The organism is Achromobacter sp. FW305-C-30-7, from assembly GCF_058783105.1.
The window spans coordinates 602,564-619,935 of the sequence record NZ_JBYSYI010000001.1; the positions used below are offsets into that span (position 1 = coordinate 602,564).

General features: G+C 67.0%; 13 protein-coding genes. 7 read left to right on the top strand and 6 right to left on the bottom strand.

Going from position 1 to position 17,372, the window contains the following annotated elements:
* Positions 1–9: 9 nt before the first annotated feature.
* Together AC3WOB_RS02895 and AC3WOB_RS02900 are read right to left on the bottom strand one after the other, a co-directional pair.
* Positions 10–2,886, bottom strand: a complete 2,877-nt coding sequence (locus AC3WOB_RS02895; RefSeq protein ID WP_492274109.1) for a WG repeat-containing protein — start codon at positions 2,884–2,886, stop codon at positions 10–12.
* A complete protein-coding gene (locus AC3WOB_RS02900; protein ID WP_492274110.1) occupies positions 2,883–6,017 on the bottom strand; it encodes a WG repeat-containing protein in 3,135 nt (1,044 codons plus the stop codon). The genes AC3WOB_RS02895 and AC3WOB_RS02900 overlap by 4 nt, the downstream gene beginning before the upstream one ends.
* Positions 6,018–6,342: 325 nt before the next feature.
* On the opposite strand from AC3WOB_RS02900, the gene AC3WOB_RS02905 reads away from it, so the two are divergent.
* A complete protein-coding gene (locus tag AC3WOB_RS02905; RefSeq protein ID WP_492274111.1) occupies positions 6,343–7,584 on the top strand; it encodes an MFS transporter in 1,242 nt (413 codons plus the stop codon).
* 7 nt (positions 7,585–7,591) lie between these two features.
* Here the strand turns inward: AC3WOB_RS02905 and AC3WOB_RS02910 are convergent, their stop codons facing one another.
* On the bottom strand, positions 7,592–7,972 hold the full coding sequence (locus tag AC3WOB_RS02910; protein WP_492274112.1) for a cupin domain-containing protein: 381 nt from the start codon (positions 7,970–7,972) through the stop codon (positions 7,592–7,594).
* A gap of 83 nt (positions 7,973–8,055) precedes the next feature.
* Here AC3WOB_RS02910 and AC3WOB_RS02915 point away from each other — a divergent pair, with 83 nt between their 5' ends.
* The 4 genes from AC3WOB_RS02915 (at position 8,056) to AC3WOB_RS02930 (ending at position 11,470) form a co-directional block, all read left to right on the top strand.
* The gene (locus tag AC3WOB_RS02915) at positions 8,056–8,280 is read left to right on the top strand and encodes an Arm DNA-binding domain-containing protein (protein ID WP_013396464.1); all 225 of its coding nucleotides are present in this window, start codon (positions 8,056–8,058) and stop codon (positions 8,278–8,280) included.
* An 11-nt stretch (positions 8,281–8,291) separates the two neighbouring features.
* Complete coding sequence (locus AC3WOB_RS02920) at positions 8,292–8,840, top strand: ureidoglycolate lyase (RefSeq protein ID WP_207468095.1); 549 nt, start codon at positions 8,292–8,294, stop codon at positions 8,838–8,840.
* A 103-nt stretch (positions 8,841–8,943) separates the two neighbouring features.
* The gene (locus tag AC3WOB_RS02925; RefSeq protein ID WP_492274113.1) at positions 8,944–10,443 is read left to right on the top strand and encodes a DUF1254 domain-containing protein; all 1,500 of its coding nucleotides are present in this window, start codon (positions 8,944–8,946) and stop codon (positions 10,441–10,443) included.
* Between the two features lie 97 nt (positions 10,444–10,540).
* Positions 10,541–11,470, top strand: coding sequence for a LysR family transcriptional regulator (locus AC3WOB_RS02930; RefSeq protein WP_492274114.1), 930 nt, complete (start codon positions 10,541–10,543; stop codon positions 11,468–11,470).
* Between the two features lie 9 nt (positions 11,471–11,479).
* Here the strand turns inward: AC3WOB_RS02930 and AC3WOB_RS02935 are convergent, their stop codons facing one another.
* The 3 genes from AC3WOB_RS02935 to kce are packed head-to-tail and all read right to left on the bottom strand — an operon-like array spanning position 11,480 to position 14,485.
* Positions 11,480–12,298, bottom strand: coding sequence for an SDR family oxidoreductase (locus AC3WOB_RS02935; protein ID WP_492274115.1), 819 nt, complete (start codon positions 12,296–12,298; stop codon positions 11,480–11,482).
* Positions 12,299–12,320: 22 nt separating this feature from the next.
* Positions 12,321–13,520: an ABC transporter substrate-binding protein gene (locus AC3WOB_RS02940; protein WP_492274116.1), complete on the bottom strand. Its 1,200-nt coding sequence runs from the start codon at positions 13,518–13,520 to the stop codon at positions 12,321–12,323.
* Between the two features lie 29 nt (positions 13,521–13,549).
* Positions 13,550–14,485, bottom strand: a complete 936-nt coding sequence (gene kce / locus AC3WOB_RS02945; RefSeq protein WP_207468101.1) for a 3,5-dioxohexanoate:acetyl-CoA acetone transferase — start codon at positions 14,483–14,485, stop codon at positions 13,550–13,552.
* 338 nt (positions 14,486–14,823) lie between these two features.
* On the opposite strand from kce, the gene AC3WOB_RS02950 reads away from it, so the two are divergent.
* Entirely contained in the window at positions 14,824–16,332 is a 1,509-nt protein-coding gene (locus AC3WOB_RS02950; RefSeq protein WP_492274117.1) for a xylulokinase, read from the top strand.
* 84 nt (positions 16,333–16,416) lie between these two features.
* A complete protein-coding gene (locus AC3WOB_RS02955) occupies positions 16,417–17,358 on the top strand; it encodes an ABC transporter permease (protein WP_492274118.1) in 942 nt (313 codons plus the stop codon).
* The last annotated feature ends 14 nt before the right edge of the window (positions 17,359–17,372 follow it).

The window sequence follows — 17,372 nt, forward strand, 5'->3', positions numbered from 1 at the left end:
CGCGCGGCGCTAGCGGGCGCAGCGGCTGGGCAGGCTCAGCGGCCACAGCCGCTGGTCGTGCGAGCCGTACAGCATGCGCACGCCGCATTCGATTTCCACGCGCGCCACCTGCTTGCCGGCGGGATCGATGATCATCGACTTCTCCAGCGTGGACACCACGGCGCGGCCATTGTGGAACGGCGCGACCGCCCGGTAGTCGGCGGCGATCACCAGCTTGCCCTGGGCGTCCACATAACCGTAGCCGCTGTCGATGCCGACCGGCGCCAGGCCTTCGCGCAGCAGGCCCAGCGCGTCGAACGCGGGCCCGACCAGTGCGCCCTTGCCGTCCACCGCGCGCATGCCCCGGTTGGACACGCGCGCCACGGCGCGTCCTTCGGAGTAGGCCGACGCAACGCCCTCGACGGAGAGCCGCTTCTTGCCGTCCAGGCCGGTGTAGTCGGTCATCTCCCGGTTGCCCGCGTAGTAGTGCCGCAGCAGCATGTCGGAGCCCAGCGGCCAGCGCCATTCGCCCGCCGGCAGCGTGGTCACGGTCTTGCCCTGGTCGTCGATCAGGCGCGGACCGTCTTCGCCCGTCAGCAGGGCGCGGGCCGGTTCGCCGCGGAAGGAGCCGGCGGTGGCGGCCAAAGGCGCGATCTGCCATTGCCCCTGGCTGTCCAGATAGCCGATGCGCGGTCCGCGCCGCAGCACCGTCCAGTCGCCCATGCGCAGGTAGTTCGCGTCCTCCATGTCCACCGCTTCCGAACCGTCCGGGGTGATGGTCCAGCGGTGCTTGTCGTCGCTGGCCGCGATTGCGCCGTCGCTATCCACGCCGACCGAGAGCTTGGGCCGGAAGGCGGTCAGCGCGCGGCCCTCGGCGTTGAAGACGGCGGCGGGACGCTCGTACTCATTCTCCTGCGGGCCGGCCTGGCGGAGCTTCCAGATGCGGGCGGTGATGCGTTCGGCGCTATGGTGGCTGGGAGCCACGATCCACTTGCCCTGCAGGTCGATGATGCCGACGCGATCTTGCCCCAGCGAGGCGATCGCCTGACCGTCCTGGAACAGGCCGATGTCCAGGAACGCGGGCGCGGCGAGCTCCTTGCCGGCGACGAAGTCGTACAAGCCCCAGGGCGAGCCCTCCGCCGCGGTCTTGAGGAAGCGGACCACGCCGGGGGCGACGATCTGCGCTTCGAAGAAGTCGCGCGGCAGGTCATAGGTCTTGCCGTCGCGGTCCAGCATGCGGCTCACGCCATCGGCGTACGCCGGCGCATAGCCGTGGCGGAAGGGTCCGATGTGCTGCTGCGCGGGCAGGTCCATGGGCTTGCCCATAGCATCCAGCAGCAGCAGGCCTGCGTCGGTCTGCGCGGCGTAGCGTAGTTGCTCCGCCTTGAGTCCCGCGGCTTCTGCCTCGGCTTGCGCGCCATAGTCATCCTCGGATCCATCCAGCGGGACGATGTTGCTCCAGGCCGGATCGGAGGCAATGCCGCCGTCGGCCAGCAGCAGGCCGGCGCCGCCCTCGTCGCACTGGCAGTGGTCCTGGGCCAACAGGCCCAGCGCGCTGCCGGGAATGTCCAGCGGCAGCTCCCTGAGCGAGCGGCTCTTGGCGGCCTCCACCGTTTCGGGCTTGAGCAGCGCGCGGCCCTCGTCGTCCAGCACGTTGAGCAGTTCGCCTTCCTGTTTGAAGACCCACAGCTTGCCCTGGCTGACCACCATCCTGCCGGTGTCCTTGAGCCAGGCGGGAGCCGTTCCGCCGTGCAGCCAGTTGCCCATCGGCGTCAAGAGGCCCACGGGTACGCGTTCCTCGTTCGAGAACAGCACATAGCCTTTCTGGTCTTCAGCCACGATCAGGCCCGCGCCCAGCGTCAGCGGCTCGGCGCGTCCCGGCACCAGCGCCATCTGTTTGTCGCCGGAGGGGTAGACGATGGCGTCGCCGTAGCGCTGCGATCCCTGCGCTTCGGCGGACTTGAGCGTAATGACGGGCTTGCCGTCGCTGTCCAGCACGGCATAGGAGCCTCGGCCGAGTTCGGCGCTCCAGAATGCCGGGGTCACGGGCATCATGCTGCGGTAGCCCTGGTCCGCGCCCACGGTCTTGCCATCCGCGTCCAGCAGCAGCGCCTCGCTTTCGCGATAGGCGACGGCCATCGAACCGTCTTCGCCCGGCACCGAAATATCCTGGTAGTCGGGTTCCAGCACCCACTTCCAGTCCCGGTCCACCAGGCCGTACCGGCCTTCCGCATTAATGGCGATGTACAGGCCGTTGCCATAGGACTTGACGAGGCTGACGCCGACGTCGTTGTAGCGGCGCTCGCCCGTGCTGGAGCGGTATTCCGGCTTGTACTCCACCGTCGCCAGCGCCGGCACGCCCGCGCCCAGATGCAGCGATTGCACGCCTTCGTCCATTGGTTCGCCCACCGGCTGGCCCTTGCGGTCGATCAGTAGGTAGCGGCCGTCCAGTATGGCCACGGTCAGGCCGATCTCGGCATAGTCCTGCACGGCGTCGTAGCGCGGCGGCACTGCCATCCGGCCTTTGGTATCGATGAAACCCCACTTGCCTTTCCATTTCACTGCGGCCAGGCCGTGGCTGAAGTCGCCCACCGCTTCGAAGATGGGCGAAATCGCCAGCCGGCCGTTCTGGTCCAGGAAGCCCCAGGCATGGCGGCGCAGCGACTGATCGCGTGGCACGCGGTCGATGTTCACCAGCGCGGACGGCAGCAGCACCGCGGCGCGCTGGTCCGCCAGCGCGCGGATGCAGCCGTTGGCGTAGGGGCTGACATCATCATCGACCGTGAGGCTGTAGGGCTTTTCCTCGATGCAGTATGAATTGCCGAACTGCGCATGCGCCGACAGGGACGCGCCCAGCGCGGCCAGGGCGCAGGCAAGGCGGGTGGTGCGTATCGCGCGTGACTTCATGGTTGTTTCGCTTTGGCGTTGTCGGGGGCGAGTTCGAACTTGTCGGCCACGGGGCAATCCATTTTCTGTTGCGGCCAGGTGATCCTGCCTTGGTCGTCCAGGATCGTCACGGTGTCGCACACCACGGTAAACGTGGCGATGGGCACGCCCTTGGTATCGATGTACTGCGTGTTCCGGCCCTGGTGGTTGCTGCGGACCAGCGCGCGTTCCTCGCTGAAGTTTCCTGCCCAGGTAAAGACGGGCGGGATGGCATAGCGTCCCGTCAGGTCGATGTAGCCAAATAGCTTGCCGGAATACTGCAGGCGGCGCGCCACGGCCAGGCCGTTGTTCAGCGGGCCCAGCGTGTCGAAGTGCGGTCCCACGATACGCTTGCCGCTGGCGTCGATGAAGCCGTTCCTGCCGTTGCCCGAGGCGTTGCGGTAGGTCGCCACGCCTTCGTTGGCATGGCGGTCTTCCACGCTATAGGTGCCATCGATGCGGGTGATCTCGCGGCCCTGCAGGTCCGTCATGACGCTGACCGAGTTTTCCGAATCATGGAACACGATGCGCTGCATGGAGGCCAGCGGCGAGCCGTCGCCCCGCTTGGGCAGCACGGTCTTGCCGTCCTGGTCGATCAAGCGGTAGCCGGACCCGGTGTAGGCGCGCGCCAGCCCCTCGGGCTGCGCGAAGAAGGGATTGAACTCGCCGTAGATGGCGGGAACCTTCAGGTTGCCGCGGGCATCGATGGCGCCTTCGCCGTCTTCGTGTTCGATGTAGAGCCAGTGCTGGTACAGCTCCTTGCGCTCGGCCCGGCTGTCGGATACGCGCGTGGCGCTGCCCTTGGCGTCGAACACCACGGTTCCGCCGCCTGCCAGCGTGCCCAGGTAGCGCCCGTCCTTCAATCGCTCTGGCTTGCCGGTCACAAGCTCGCTGGCTTTGCCGCTACGCAGGTTCACCAGGCGGTAGGTGGTGTCGAAAGAGCTGCGGGAGCGCTGTCCGGAGGCGTTGTCCTCGATCAGCATGAGGCCATTGCCCAGGTACTCCAGTTTGTACGAGCTTTCCTGTGTGGCGGGCACTACCCACTTGCCCTCGCGGTTCATCACGCCCCAGCGGTCCTGGTGCTGGACCTTGGTCCAGTCGTCCTCGAACTTCTCCATGCTTTCGTATACGGGCTTGACCGCCGGCGCGCCCCGGGCGACGTTCCAGATGCCCCAGCGGTTCTCGCGGTTTTCGTCCGGCGCGCGGTACTGGATAAGTTCGCCGTCGAAATTCATGGCGCCGTCCAGCACCTCGGTTGGAACTTGCGCGGCCTTGCCATGGGCGTCGATCACCACGCTGTCGTCGCTGCGGCTGCGAGCTCCGCCTGCCAGCGCGTAAGCGCCGCGGAACGGGCGGATGACGCTGTAGCGGGGCGGCACCGACCAGTTGCCGTCGCCATCGATGGCGCCATACTTGCCATTGACGGTGCGCACCGGCAATGGCATGGACGCGTCATAGCTGGAGATGTCCTCCCAGTCCGGATTGGTCACGATCTTGCCCTTGGACGTCAGGATGCCGAGAGGCTGCTTGTAGTCCAGGGGCTGCAACAGGGCCAGCGGCAAGCTGTCCGCGGTGGCGCGGCCGCGGGTCGACTCGCTGGCGGAAAAGGCTCTGATGTCGTAGTCCTGCAGGCGCGCGACGGTGTCGGCGTCCAGCAGCGGCTTGCCTTCGCGCGTATAGATCTGCAGCAGACCGCCGCCAGCATCGGGCGACGCATCGGCGCTCGTCGCTTCTGCTGCGGCGGCCCCGGTGATGTCCACCGCCGCCGTGGCTGCGTCCATCGCGGCGGGCGTGGCGATGTCGACCGCCACGGTCGCGGCTGCCGAGGCTTCGGTTGCCGCCGCGACTGCTTCTGCCGCGCTCGCGTCCTGCGAGGCGATCGTGGCATCGGCCGAGGCCTCGACTGCCTCTCCTGGTCCATCTTCGTCGGAGACTGCGGCAGTACCGGCGGCTGCGGCATCACCCGTCATTGCCGCGGCATCGGCTGCCGCTTCCGCTGCCGCTTCCGCTTCAGCCGCCATGTCCTCCGCGCGTGGCGCCAGCGCGGCGGTCACCCAAGCCTGTCCGTTGCTGATCTGCACCCGGCCATGGCGCGCGTCTATCTTGCGGAACTTGCCGGCGGGATCGATCAGCAGCACGGCCTCGTCATCGATCATGACGCGCCAGCCATCGCGTTCATCCAGGCCGATGTAATTGCCCTTGAAGGCATGCTGCACCCCTAGCTTGGCGTTCAGCAGCAGCGCCTTGCCCGCGCCTTTTTGCTTGACCAACCACAGCCCGGGCCCTGCCAACTGCACGTCCTCGTAGCGCTGCCCATGGATGGACTTGCCGCTGGCATTCACGAACTCCCAGCCTTGCTCGCGGTTCACCGCCAGCACATCCCCATCGCGCAACGCGGGTTGGCGGGCGCGCAGCACGTCCGGCGCGATCGCCCAGCGGGCCTGCTCGTCCAGCAGGCCCCACCAGCCGCCGTAGCGTGAATCGCGCAATTGGGCGGGCAGGTAGCCGCCGCTGGGCGCGGCCAGCGCCATGACGCCGGCGGGCAGCGTCGCCGCCTTGCCGGTCTCGGTGTTGAACAGGCGCGGCGGCATGGGCATTTCCATCGATGCCAGTTTCTGCCCGCGCTGGAAGCCCCAGGAGCGCGTGCCCAGCTCGAAGGTCTTGACCACCTTGCCGCTGCGGTCGATCAGCACGTCTTGCCCTTGCTCCTCGGCCAGCGCGGTGCCTTCGGCATTGAAACCCGTCGCTTCGGTAAAGCGCGGCTTGATGGCCCACTGCCCCTGCTTGTCGATATAGCCCCAGAGCCCGTCCTGGCTGGCGGCCGCCAGACCGTTCTGGAAGGATTTGACTTCCTGGAAAGCTGGCGCGATGGCCATGCGGCCTTGCTGGTTGAGATAGCCCCAGCGTCCCGAGTCGTCGTCGGCCGATCCCGTCAGTACGGCCGCCAAGCCCTCGTGGAAGGCCAGTTGGCATTCCAGGTCGGCGCCGTTGTATTCGTTGAGGCCGGGGGCACAGCGGTCCAGCCAGCCGGCCTGGGCCGCGCCGGGGATGGCGGGCAGGGCAGCCAGCGCCACGGCCAGCGCCAGCGGTTTGAGGGCGAGCGGGGTCTTCATCGTGCAGCAGCGCGGGTTGCAACCGCGCAAGCGTAAAGGCCGGGCTGGGCGTGCCACATGGTCGTATGCCTGCCAAGAAAGATGGGAAGGCAGCACTGTAACCAGCGGCAGCAGGCAATTAGGCGGTAAATGTAACTGTCGAAAACAAACCGTTAAAAACACGGCCATCCGAGCTTGCATGGCGCCGATTCTGGGCGCAGTCCTGACATTCCTGCAAAGCATGCAGCGGACAAAAAATAATCGGTTGATGCGCGCACGCGCCGGCCCTGTAATGGACGCCGGTGCCTGCCCGCACGGAGGCGACGATCCATAGCCGAGGTCCGCCATGCCCGTCCTGCGCAAGTCTTCCCTGGATGCCTCCCAACTATTGCTGCTGGTCCTGGCAGGCGGCGTCATCATGGGCCTGGCGCTGGGCGTGCGTCACGTGCAGGGCCTGTTCCTCCTGCCTGTCACGATGGACCGCGGCTGGAGCCGCGAGACCTTCGCCATGGCGCTGGCGGTGCAGAACCTGACCTGGGGCGTGGCCCAGCCCTTTACCGGCATGATTGCCGACCGCTACGGCTCGGCCAAGGTGATCGCGGGCGGACTGGTGTTCTATGCCCTGGGGCTGGCGGGCATGGCGCATGCCGCCACGCCCGCCGGGTTCCTGTGGACAGCGGGCGTGTGCATAGGCATCGCGCTGTCCGGCACCGCATTCGCCGTGATCTACGGCGCGCTCAGCCGGCTGGTGGCGCCTGAACGCCGCAGCTGGGCACTGGGCGTGGCGGGCGCCGTGGGCGGCCTGGGCCAGTTCACCATGGTGCCGGCCGCGCAATGGCTGATCAGCGGCTGGGGCTGGGTCGCGGCCCTGCTGTCGTTCGCGCTGGTGTTGCTCGTGCTGCTGCCCCTGGCGTTGCCGCTGCGCGAGTCTCCCGGCCGGGAGCAGGGTGTGGCGTCCGGCGAAGCAGGGCTGTCCATGTCCGCGGCCATACGCGAGGCCTTCGCCCAGCCCGGCTTCTGGCTGCTGAACCTGGGCTTCCTGGCCTGCGGCTTCCAGCTGGCCTTCATCGGCACGCACCTGCCCGCCTACCTGATGGACAAGGGCCTGCGCGCGTCCGACGCGGTGGCGGCGTTGGCCATCATTGCGCTGACCAACGTCATGGGCACCTACGTCTGCGGCGTCCTGGGCGGACGCCACCGCCGCAAGTACCTGCTGGCCGGCATCTATCTGCTGCGCACGGCCGCCATCGCGCTGTTCGTGCTGCTGCCGCTGTCGTCATGGACCGTGTACGTGTTCGCGGCGGTCATGGGCTTCGTCTGGCTGGGCACGGTGCCGCTCACCAACGGCTTGATATCCCAGGTGTTCGGCGTGCGCTACATCACGACCCTGTTCGGTTTCGTGTTCTTCGGCCACCAATTGGGATCCTTCCTGGGCGTGTGGCTGGGCGGGGTGGTGTTCGAGGCCACCGGCTCCTATGACCTGATCTGGCTGGGCGCGATGGCGCTGGGCGTGCTGTCGGCGGCGCTGCACTGGCCGATAGACGACCGCGAGATCCGGCGGGTCCATGCCGCGGCCGCGCCCGGCTGATGGCGGCTTACAGCGGCCGGTGCTGCGTGCCCGCGCCCATGGTGATGTGCAGCATGCGGCAGGAGCCGGCCACCTTGAGCGTGTGCCAGATGCCCTTGGGGACCACATAGGCATCGCCTGCCTGCATCCGCACGGCCTGTTCGCCTGTCGGCCATTCCAGCCGCAGTTCCGCCGCGCCCTCGATCAGGCGCAGGACCTCGTCGGCCTGCGGGTGCATTTCCCATTGCGGCCAGTCCGTCTCGAAGGAATATTCGGACACCAGCCAGCCGCGGCCGAATCTTTCCAGTTCCTCTTCCGACTGCGACCAGAAGGCGTTGCCGCCTTCGACGGCGGAGCAAGTACCCGAGGCGTCCAGCAGGAGATAGTGCGACGACAGATTGGTAGTCATGTTGCGCTTCCTGGCGTGAAGGATGTCGGGCCAGTGTAAAGCGATATCATGTGCATCTTCATCGGCTATAACAGGAGAGGGCGATGCGCCAGGGATTCGACGGGGTCAGGCCCGCATCCGAGTCTTCCATCGAGATCGGCTTCTTCCATGAAGGCCGGCATTGCGTGGAACGCATCCGGGCCAAGCCCACCGCCGCCAACCTCAAGCGCGCCGCCGACCGCCGGGCCGCCATCCTCGAGGCCATTGCGCGCGGCGAATTCGACTACGACGCCGAGTTTCCCAAGCGCGGCGGCGCGACCAAGCCATAACAGGGTTCCGCATGACGAGCGACAAGCAGCTGGACATCAACGATCTGACGCCGGACGCCTTCCGGGCCTACGGCTGGATGCTGGGCAAGCCCATGCCGGACGGCAACGGCGTGCCGTTGTTTTCCAACCCGGCCACCGACTTCTGGCAAGAGCATCTGTTCAACACGGGCGCGGGCGGGGACGCAGAGCTGTTGTGGGTCAACTACCGCAGCCAGTCCTTTGAGATCTCCAGCCTTGAAAAGCACCTGCTGACGCAGCAGGCCATCGTGCCGCTGACCGGCGAGATCATCCAGGTGGTGGCGCGCAGCGCGGCCGACGGCAGCCCCGATCTGGCCAGCCTGATGGCATTCCGCGTGCCGCAGGGGCAGGGCGTCTGCATGCGCCCGGGCTGCTGGCACGCCACGCGCGTGACGGATGAGGAAGTCACCTGCCTGATGCTGACCCGCCGGTCCACCACTGTAGACCTGATTCAGCACCTGACCACGGACGCCGCCGCCAGCGAAAGCGCGATCGTGGCGATTCCCCTGCAGCGGCTCGAAGGCCAGACCCAGGCGGCTTGAGCGCATCCGGGGAAATGTGCCAGAATTCCCCGGAAATTCCCGCCTCGCACGCGACGCTGCCTTCAGCGGGCGCCGCCAACATCACGCAGTGTTGGAGCAATGAATGCGCGACCGTCAGACTGGCATCGAGTTCTTGCGCGCGACCCGCCTGCTTCTTGCGGCACTGCTGATCGGCAGCGCGGCAGGATGCGCCATCCATTCGCAAGATTTCAGCGGCTCGCAATCGGTAGGCATCGACGGCGTCACGGCGCAACAGGCGCGCGGCATCGCCCGCGAAGCCTATCTCTACGGCACGCCCATGGTCGCCAGCTACCAGACCATGCATGCCTTCAGCATCGACAAGAGCAACCCCCAGTACAAGGGGCCGTTCAACACGGTCAACAACGTCGCGCGCGTCTTCACGCCCGAAGACACCGCCTTCGTCACGCCCAACGCCGACACGCCATACACGTTCGCGGTGCTGGACCTGCGCGCCGAACCCGTGGTCATCACCGTGCCTGCCATGGAGCCGCGCCGCTATTTCGTGCTGCAGCTGATGGACCTGTACACCTACAACTTCGCCTATATCGGCAGCCGCAGCACCGGCAATAACGGCGGCCGGTTCCTGGTCGCGGGCCCGCGCTGGAAGGGCAAGACGCCGGCCGGCATCACCAAGGTGATCAGGTCGGAAACCGACCTGGTCAACCTGGTCGGGCGCACCCAGCTCTTCAGCGCCGGCGATCTGCCCAACGTCAAGCGCATCCAGTCGCGCTACAAGATCCAGACCTTGTCGGCCTTCCGCAAGCAGCGCGCGCCCGCAGCGGCGCCGGCCGTGGACTGGATCGCACCGGAACCGCCCGCGCAGATGCGCAGTTCGCTGGAGTTCTACAACCAGCTTGCCTTCCTGCTGCAGTTTGCGCCGGCCCATTCTTCCGAGCAGTCATTGCGCGAACGCTTTGCCAGCATCGGCCTGGAACCCGGCCGGCAATTCGATTTCAACGGCATGAACCCCGCCTTGCGCCGCGCCTTGCAGGAAGGCATGCACGACGGCCAGAACGACATCGACAAGAACCGCGAGGCCCTGAACGGCAAGACCGACGGGCTGTTCGGCGACCGCAACACACTGAAGAACGATTACCTCGCGCGCGCCACCGGCACGCAGGTCGGCATCGGCGGCAACAGCCGCGAGGAAGCGCTCTATCCCGTGCTGGAGAACGACAGCACCGGCCAGCCGCTGGACGGCCGCAACAAGTACACCCTGCGCTTCGCGCCGCGCAGCTTGCCGCCAGTCAACGCGTTCTGGTCCATGACCATGTATCGCCTGCCCGAGCAGTTGCTGGCCCCCAATCCGCTCAAGCGCTATCTGATCAATTCCTCCATGCTGCCGTCGCTCAAGCGCGACCGCGACGGCGGCATCACGATCTACCTCCAGTCGGAGTCGCCGGGCAAGGGCAAGGAAACCAACTGGCTGCCCGCGCCGGCCGGGCCCTTCATGGTCACGCTGCGGTACTACTGGCCCAAGCCGGCGCTGCTGGAAGGCAAGTGGACTTCGCCGCAGATCGAACGCGCCAGGCAGGCGCCCCAGGCGCGCCCGGCGCCTTTCCCGCCCCAGGTTCGACACTAGAGGCCGTCTGGGCTACAAGAAGGCCTCGCGCAGGCCAGTCATCGCCATCCGGGCAGGCGCAGTCGGGTAGACGCCCACACAGGGAGCCTCGCGCCGCATGAAGCGCAATTTCAATATTCACGACCTGCGCATTTTCTACGCGGTAGTCATGACCGGATCGACCCGCCAGGCCGCGCAGTCCATGCATTTGACGCAGCCGGCGGTCAGCCACGCGATTTCCCGCCTGGAAGGCGCGACCGGCGTGCAACTGTTCGACCGGTCGCACAAAACCTTGCGCCCCACCGAGGCGGGCGAATACCTCTACAGCGAAGCGAAGTTCGTGCTGGACGAGCTGGTCCGCATCGACGAGGCCCTGCACAGCATCGAACAGTTCGGCGGGCGCGGCCTGCGCATCGCATCCTCGCCCGCGCTGGCGCTGGGCTACGCGCCCGATGCCGTGCGACGCTATCTGGACGTCAACGGCACCCGGCCTTTCTCCATCGATATCGAATCGTCCGTGCAGGCCATCAGCGCGGTCGAGACCATGCGCGCGGACTTCGGCCTGGGCGCGGTCGAGCGCGACAGCGCCCGGCTGGCATTCACGCCGTTCTTGCGCGCCGACGTCATGGCCATCGCGCATCGCGACCATCCCCTGGCGGCGCGCGACACCATTGCAGCGGCCGATATCCCGCCAGACACCTACGTAAAGCCCTTGTGGTCCGACTATGTGGTCGCACAGGGCGACATCGCGGATTCGCTGCTGCTGAGTTCCGGCATGCGGGCGCACATGTCGCTGCTGCCCGGCACGGTTCGGGCGGTCCAGGGCATCAGTTTGGTCAACGCTTTATCCGCGTGGGATATCGTGGCGGCCTATCCCGATCTGGTCGCCCGGCCGCTGGCTTCGCGGCAGTGGTTCGATTTCTATCTCATTACCCGCAAGGAGCCGCGCAACCAGGACCTGGCCGAGCGATTGCTTGACGCCTTGCGCGCCACGGCACAGGCGCGCCGCCAGGGCGTCTACGCGCAAACAGTCCAGCTGCTGGCGTAGGGCGCGGCCTCAGTCCGCCGGCGGCTGCCAGGGCAGCGATTGCAGGTCGCCGTCTATGCTGATCGCCTGGCCGCTGATAATTGCCCCGAACGGGCTGGCCAGGAACAGCGCCATATTGGCGATGTCCGCCGCCCGCACGAACTGCCGCAGGCTCACGCCGGACAGTTCCAGCTGGGTCTCCTCGGCTACCGTCAGACCCATGTTTTTCGCGCGCGCCTCGATCACGCGGTCAATGCGCGGCCCCGCCACCAGCCCGGGCAGCAGTGCGTTGACGCGGATGCCATGGCCGCCCAGCTCGATCGCCAGCGAACGGGTCAGCCCCACCACGCCCCATTTGGTCGCTGCGTAGGGCGTGCGCATGGGTATGCCCATGCGGCCTGCCACCGAGCTGATGTTGATGATGCTGCCGCCACCGGCAGCGCGTAGCGCCGGCAACGCATGCCGCACCGTGTGGAACTGCGATGCCAGATTGATGTCCAGCGTCGCGTCCAGTTCTTGCGGTTTGATGTCCGCGATACCCGCGGTCGGGCCGGCTATGCCGGCATTGTTGACCAGCACGTCCAGGCCGCCCAGCTGCGCCAGCGCTTCCTGCATGTAGCGGTCGATCTCGTCGCGCCGGCTCACGTCGGCGCGCGAGCTGGGGTAAGGGCAGGCCGCCAGCGCCTGTTCGTCCACGTCGCAGACGTGCACCTTGGCGCCGCGTTCGGCGAATGCGGCGGCGATCGCCGCGCCGATGCCGGCCGCGCCCGCGGTCACGATGACGCGTTTGCCGGAAAGATCCACCGGAAGCGCGGAAATGTCCGCCGGGGCAGCGTTCTTCACAGTCATGCCAGATCCTTGTGGTTGCGGTTCAGGGCTTCATCAGGCGGCAGGTCGATTCCGCGGGGGTGGTATAGACCTGGTCGCCAGGCACCCGGGCCACCAGCTTGTAGTAGTCCCAGGGCGCTTTGGATTCCGCCGGCGTCTTTACCTGCATCAGGAACATGTCGTGCACCATCAGGCCATCGGCGCGGATCTTGCCGTCCTTCACGAAGAAGTCATTCACCGGATTCGCCTTCAGCCATTTCATGACAGTATCGCCATCGGTGCTGTTGGTGGCTGCCACGGCCTTCAGGTATGTCGTGGCGGCGGAATAGTCGCCGGCCTGCAGCATCGAGGGCTTTTTCTTCATGGTGGCTTCGAAGCGCGAGGCCCACTTGCGCGAGGCGTCGTCCTGGTCCCAGTACCAGGCCGTGGTCAGGTACATGTTCTGCGCGGCCTGCAGGCCCAGCGCGTGGACGTCGGTGATCAGCACCAGCAGGCCGGCGATCTTCATCTTCGGCGTCAGGCCGAATTCATTGGCCGCCTTGACCGCATTGCTGGTGTCGCTGGCCGAGTTCGCCAGTCCCAGCACCGACGCGCCAGATGCCTGCGCCTGCAGGATGAAGGACGAGAAATCCGCCGCGTTCAGCGGATGCCTGACCCGCCCCTTGACGGCGCCGCCGTCGGCCTGCACCACGGCCGAAGCATCGCGCTCCAGCGCATGTCCGAAGGCGTGGTCCACGGTCAGGAAATACCAGTTCTTGTCGCCTTCCTTCATCATCGCGCGCGCCGTGCCGCGCGCCAGCGAGACCGTGTCGTAGACGTAGTGCACGGTGTAGGGCGTGCATTGTGAATTCGTCAGTTCGGAAGCGCCCGCGCTCACCACGAAGAACGGCGTCTTCTTTTCTTCGGCCACCTTCGCCATCGCCAGCGCCGCCGCCGAGTTCGCGCCAGCGATCAGCATGTTCACGCCTTTCTGATCCAGCCATTCACGCGCCCTGGATGATGCGATGTCGGCGCGATTCTGATGGTCCGCCACCAGCACCTCGACCTTCTTTCCTGCCACCACGCCGCCCAGGTCCGCCACGGCCATTTTGATCGCCTCGGCGCCACCAGGGCCGTCGGCGTCCGCCGACAGGCCGGACATATCGGTAATGAAGCCGATACGGATCACGCCGTCGTCGGCCTGCGCCGCGCCGGCCATTCCCAACAGCGCAGCCACCGCCGTCGCGCACAATGTTCTTTTCATGTCTCTCTCCCCACCGGATAGGATTTCGGTCAGAACGCGACGTTGTCGCGGCCCTTCAGTTGCAGCGTCTCGCGCGCCTCGTCGGGCGTGGCAATTTGCAGTGACAGGTCTTCCAGGATGCGGCGAATCCGCCGCACCTGGTCGGCATTCGAGCGCGCCAGCTCGCCCGGCCCGTCCCACAGCGAATCTTCCAGCCCCACGCGCACATTGCCGCCCATGGTCGCCGCCATCGTCGCCAGTGGCGTCTGTTTGCGTCCGGCGGCAAGTACCGACCAGATGTAGTCGTCACCGAACAGCCGGTCCGCAGTGCGCTTCATCATCATCACGTCTTCGGGATGCGTGCCGATGCCGCCGCGTATGCCGAACACGGACTGGATCAGGAATGGCGGCTTGAGCAGCTTGCGGTCCACGAAATGCGCCGCGGTGTACAGGTGTCCGATGTCGTAGCACTCGATCTCGAAGCGCGTGCCGTTGTCGCCGCACGAGGTCAGGATGTGTTCGATGTCCTTGAAGGTGTTCTTGAAGATCAGGTCGTTGCTGCCTTCCAGATAGGGGCGTTCCCAGGCGTGCTTGAATTCCTTGAAGCGCTCCAGCAGCTCGTACATGCCGAAGTTCATCGAGCCCATGTTCAGCGACGCGACCTCGGGCTTGAACTGCAGCGCAGGCGCCATGCGGTCGGCGATGGGCAGTACGGGAGAACCGCCAGTCGTGATGTTGATCACCACGTCCGAGCCATTCTTGATGCGCGGCAGGAACTGCGCGTACAACGCGGGATCCTGGGTCGGCTGCCCGGTATCGGGCTGGCGCGCATGCAGGTGCACGATGGCCGCCCCGGCCTGGGCGGCATCCAGCGCGGATTGCGCGATCTCATCGGGCGTGACGGGCAGATGCGGCGACATCGACGGCGTGTGGACCGATCCGGTGATGGCGCAGGTGATGATGACCTTGTTCCTGGACTGTTTCATGGGCCTCGGGCTGCGCGCTTGCGCATGCGGTTCTAGTGGTTTTCATGGCCCCGGCTGTCTCCTCCGGGTGTGGGCCATTCTGTCCCAGGCCCGCGGCCCGTGTCACCTGAACAGAAATAATCAATTGATAGGATTTCCGGTGCTGCGGTGCAGCGACGAAGGGGGCCGGCGCTGCGCGGGATTCCTGACAGGACTACAATTTGCCTATGCCGGAACGCCCGTTCCGACGGCCATCCGATCACGCAGAAGTCGCCTCCCATGCTTGATATCCAGACCCTCCGCCCGCTGCGGGCCATGCAGCCCGGGCGCGGCCAGATCCGCCTGATGCAGGTGCCGGCATGAGCTACGTCCTGGCGGTGGATCTCGGCGGCACGCGCTTTCGCGCCGCACTGGTGGACGCGCGCGGCGGCATCGCGCATTCGTGTTTCATCGACAGCCCGGCGCGCGCCAGCCTTGCCGCTCACTCCGGCTGGGACGAGATCGACGCCGACGCCTGGTGGGGCGGGCTGCAAGCCCTGGCCGATGCCCTGGCGGCGCAGGCGGAAGCCGCTTTCGATGCGGTGGAGGCCATTGCGATTTGCGGCGTCACGCGCACGCAGGTCTTCATCGACGCGCATGGTGCCGCCATCCGGCCTGCGATCACCTGGCGCGATACGCGCGCGGCGGCGGACGTAGGCGCGTGGCTCGCGTCCATGCCGTCTGCCCATCCCGAACATGCGCAGATCAACGCCTTTCATCCTTGGGCGCGCCTGGCCTGGCTGCTGCGCGCCGAGCCTCAGAATGCGGCTCGGGTGCGAGTGGTGCTGGAACCCAAGGACTATCTGAATTTCCGCCTGACCGGACGCGCCGTGAGCGACACCGTGTCGATGGCGCGGCTGGCGGCGGCCGCGACGGCAGCGCCTGAATGTGCCGATCTGCTGACGGCGGCGGGCGCCGATCCGGCCTGGGTACCGCGCCTGCTCGATCCGCTGGAGGTCGTCGGCGCCGTGCAGGCGGGCCTGCCGGGCGCGCTGGCGCGACTGTCTGGACGCCCCGTGGTGGCCTGCGCCAACGACACCTGGGCGGCCGTGGCCGGCCTGGGCGCCTTGCGGCCGGGCTATGCCTACAACATCTCCGGCACCACCGAAGTCTTCGGCGCCGTGGGCGCCGAGCCGGTGCAGGCGCAAGGCCTGATGACGGTGGACTGGGGCGGGGGCCATCACCAGATCGGCGGGCCGGGCCAGAACGGCGCGGACACGGTGGCGTGGCTCCTGCCCCTTTTAGGCCGCCTGGGCGACGAAGGCATGGCCGGCGTGGGCGAGGCCATGGACGCCTTGCTGGACGCGCCACGCGACCCGCAGCCGGCCCTGTTCCTGCCCTATCTGCAGGGCGAGCGGGTGCCTTACTGGGATCCGCATCTGCGCGGCGCCTTCCTCGGTTTGAACCGTCGCCACGGCCCCGGCGACCTGGCCTGGGCCGTGCTGGAAGGCGTGGCCTTCCTCAACCGCATCGTGCTGGAACGCGCCGAAAGCGCGCTGGGCGGCCCCGTCGGAGAAATCCGCTTCGGCGGCGGCGCGGCGTCCAATGCCCAGTGGTGCCAAGTCAAGGCGGACATCTGCGAACGTCCGCTGGTGGTCGGCCAGGCCGAGCAGCCTGGCGTTCTGGGCGCGGCGGTTGCCGCGTGGACGGGCGTGGGGCGCTACGGCAGCTTCGCGGCCGCCCAGGACGCGCTGGTGCGCGTGGCGCAACGCTACGAGCCGCAAGCCGAGCGGGCCCATGCCTATCGCCGCATGTACCACCAGTTCCGCGCCGCGGAAGCCGCGCTGGCGCCGGTATCGCGCGCGCTGGCCGGCATCGACATGGGCTGATGGCCCGGGTATAAACTACGACGCCATCAGCGGGGCGCAGCCATGCGCCCACATAACAAACAAAACGCAGCAAGGGTCGAGTCGATGCGCGGCATCCTGGAGAAGTACGGCACGGCAATCGCGGGATTGGTCCTGGTGGGCTTTTTCGCATTAGCGGCCCCGAATTTCGCGGCGCCCAACAATCTTCTGAACATCGCCAAGGAAACCAGTTTCCTGGCCATCATCGCCATCGGCTTCACGCTGGCGCTGGTCACGGCCGAACTGGATTTGTCCGTCGCGGACGTCGCCAGCCTGGCGGCCGTCGTCACTGGCGCCTTGGTGCATACCGGTCAGCCGGTGCTCCTGGCGATAGGCGCGGGCCTGGGCGTGGGCCTCTTGTGCGGGCTGGTGAATGGCGTCGCCGTCACGCGACTGCGCGTGCCTTCGCTTATCGCCACCCTGGGCATGGCCGCCATGGCGCGCGGCTTTGCCTTCATGCTGACCGACGGCGTGTCCTATGTGGGCCGCTGGCCCGCGGCCTTTACCGATCTGGCCCGTGGCAAGCCTTTCGGCATTCCCGCCCTGGTACTGTGGATGCTGGGCGCCGTGGTGCTGGCGTTCTTCCTGGTCAAGTGGACCCGCACAGGCGCCCGCATGACGGCCACCGGCGAGGCCGGCGAATCCGCGCGGCTGGCCGGCATCAACATCCGCGCCATGAAAAGCATGGGCCTGGCCCTGTCCGGCCTGTGCGCGGGCCTGGCGGCCGTGCTGCTCACGTCCAGCCTGTCGTCCGCCGCGCCCAATATGGCCGGCGACTACTTCCTGTATGCGATTGCCGCGGTGCTGCTGGGCATGACCATGTTCAATCCCGGCCACGCCAACATACCCGGCACGCTGGTTGCCGCGCTGATCCTGAAGGTGCTGGGCAACGGTCTGGTCCTCATGGGCGCGCCGTACTACGTGCAGGACATCGTCCTGGGCTTCATCATCATCGCGTCGGTCGCGGTGTCATCGGCCGTGCTGAAGAAAGCGGCTTTCAAATTCTGATCGGAAGGGGAAGA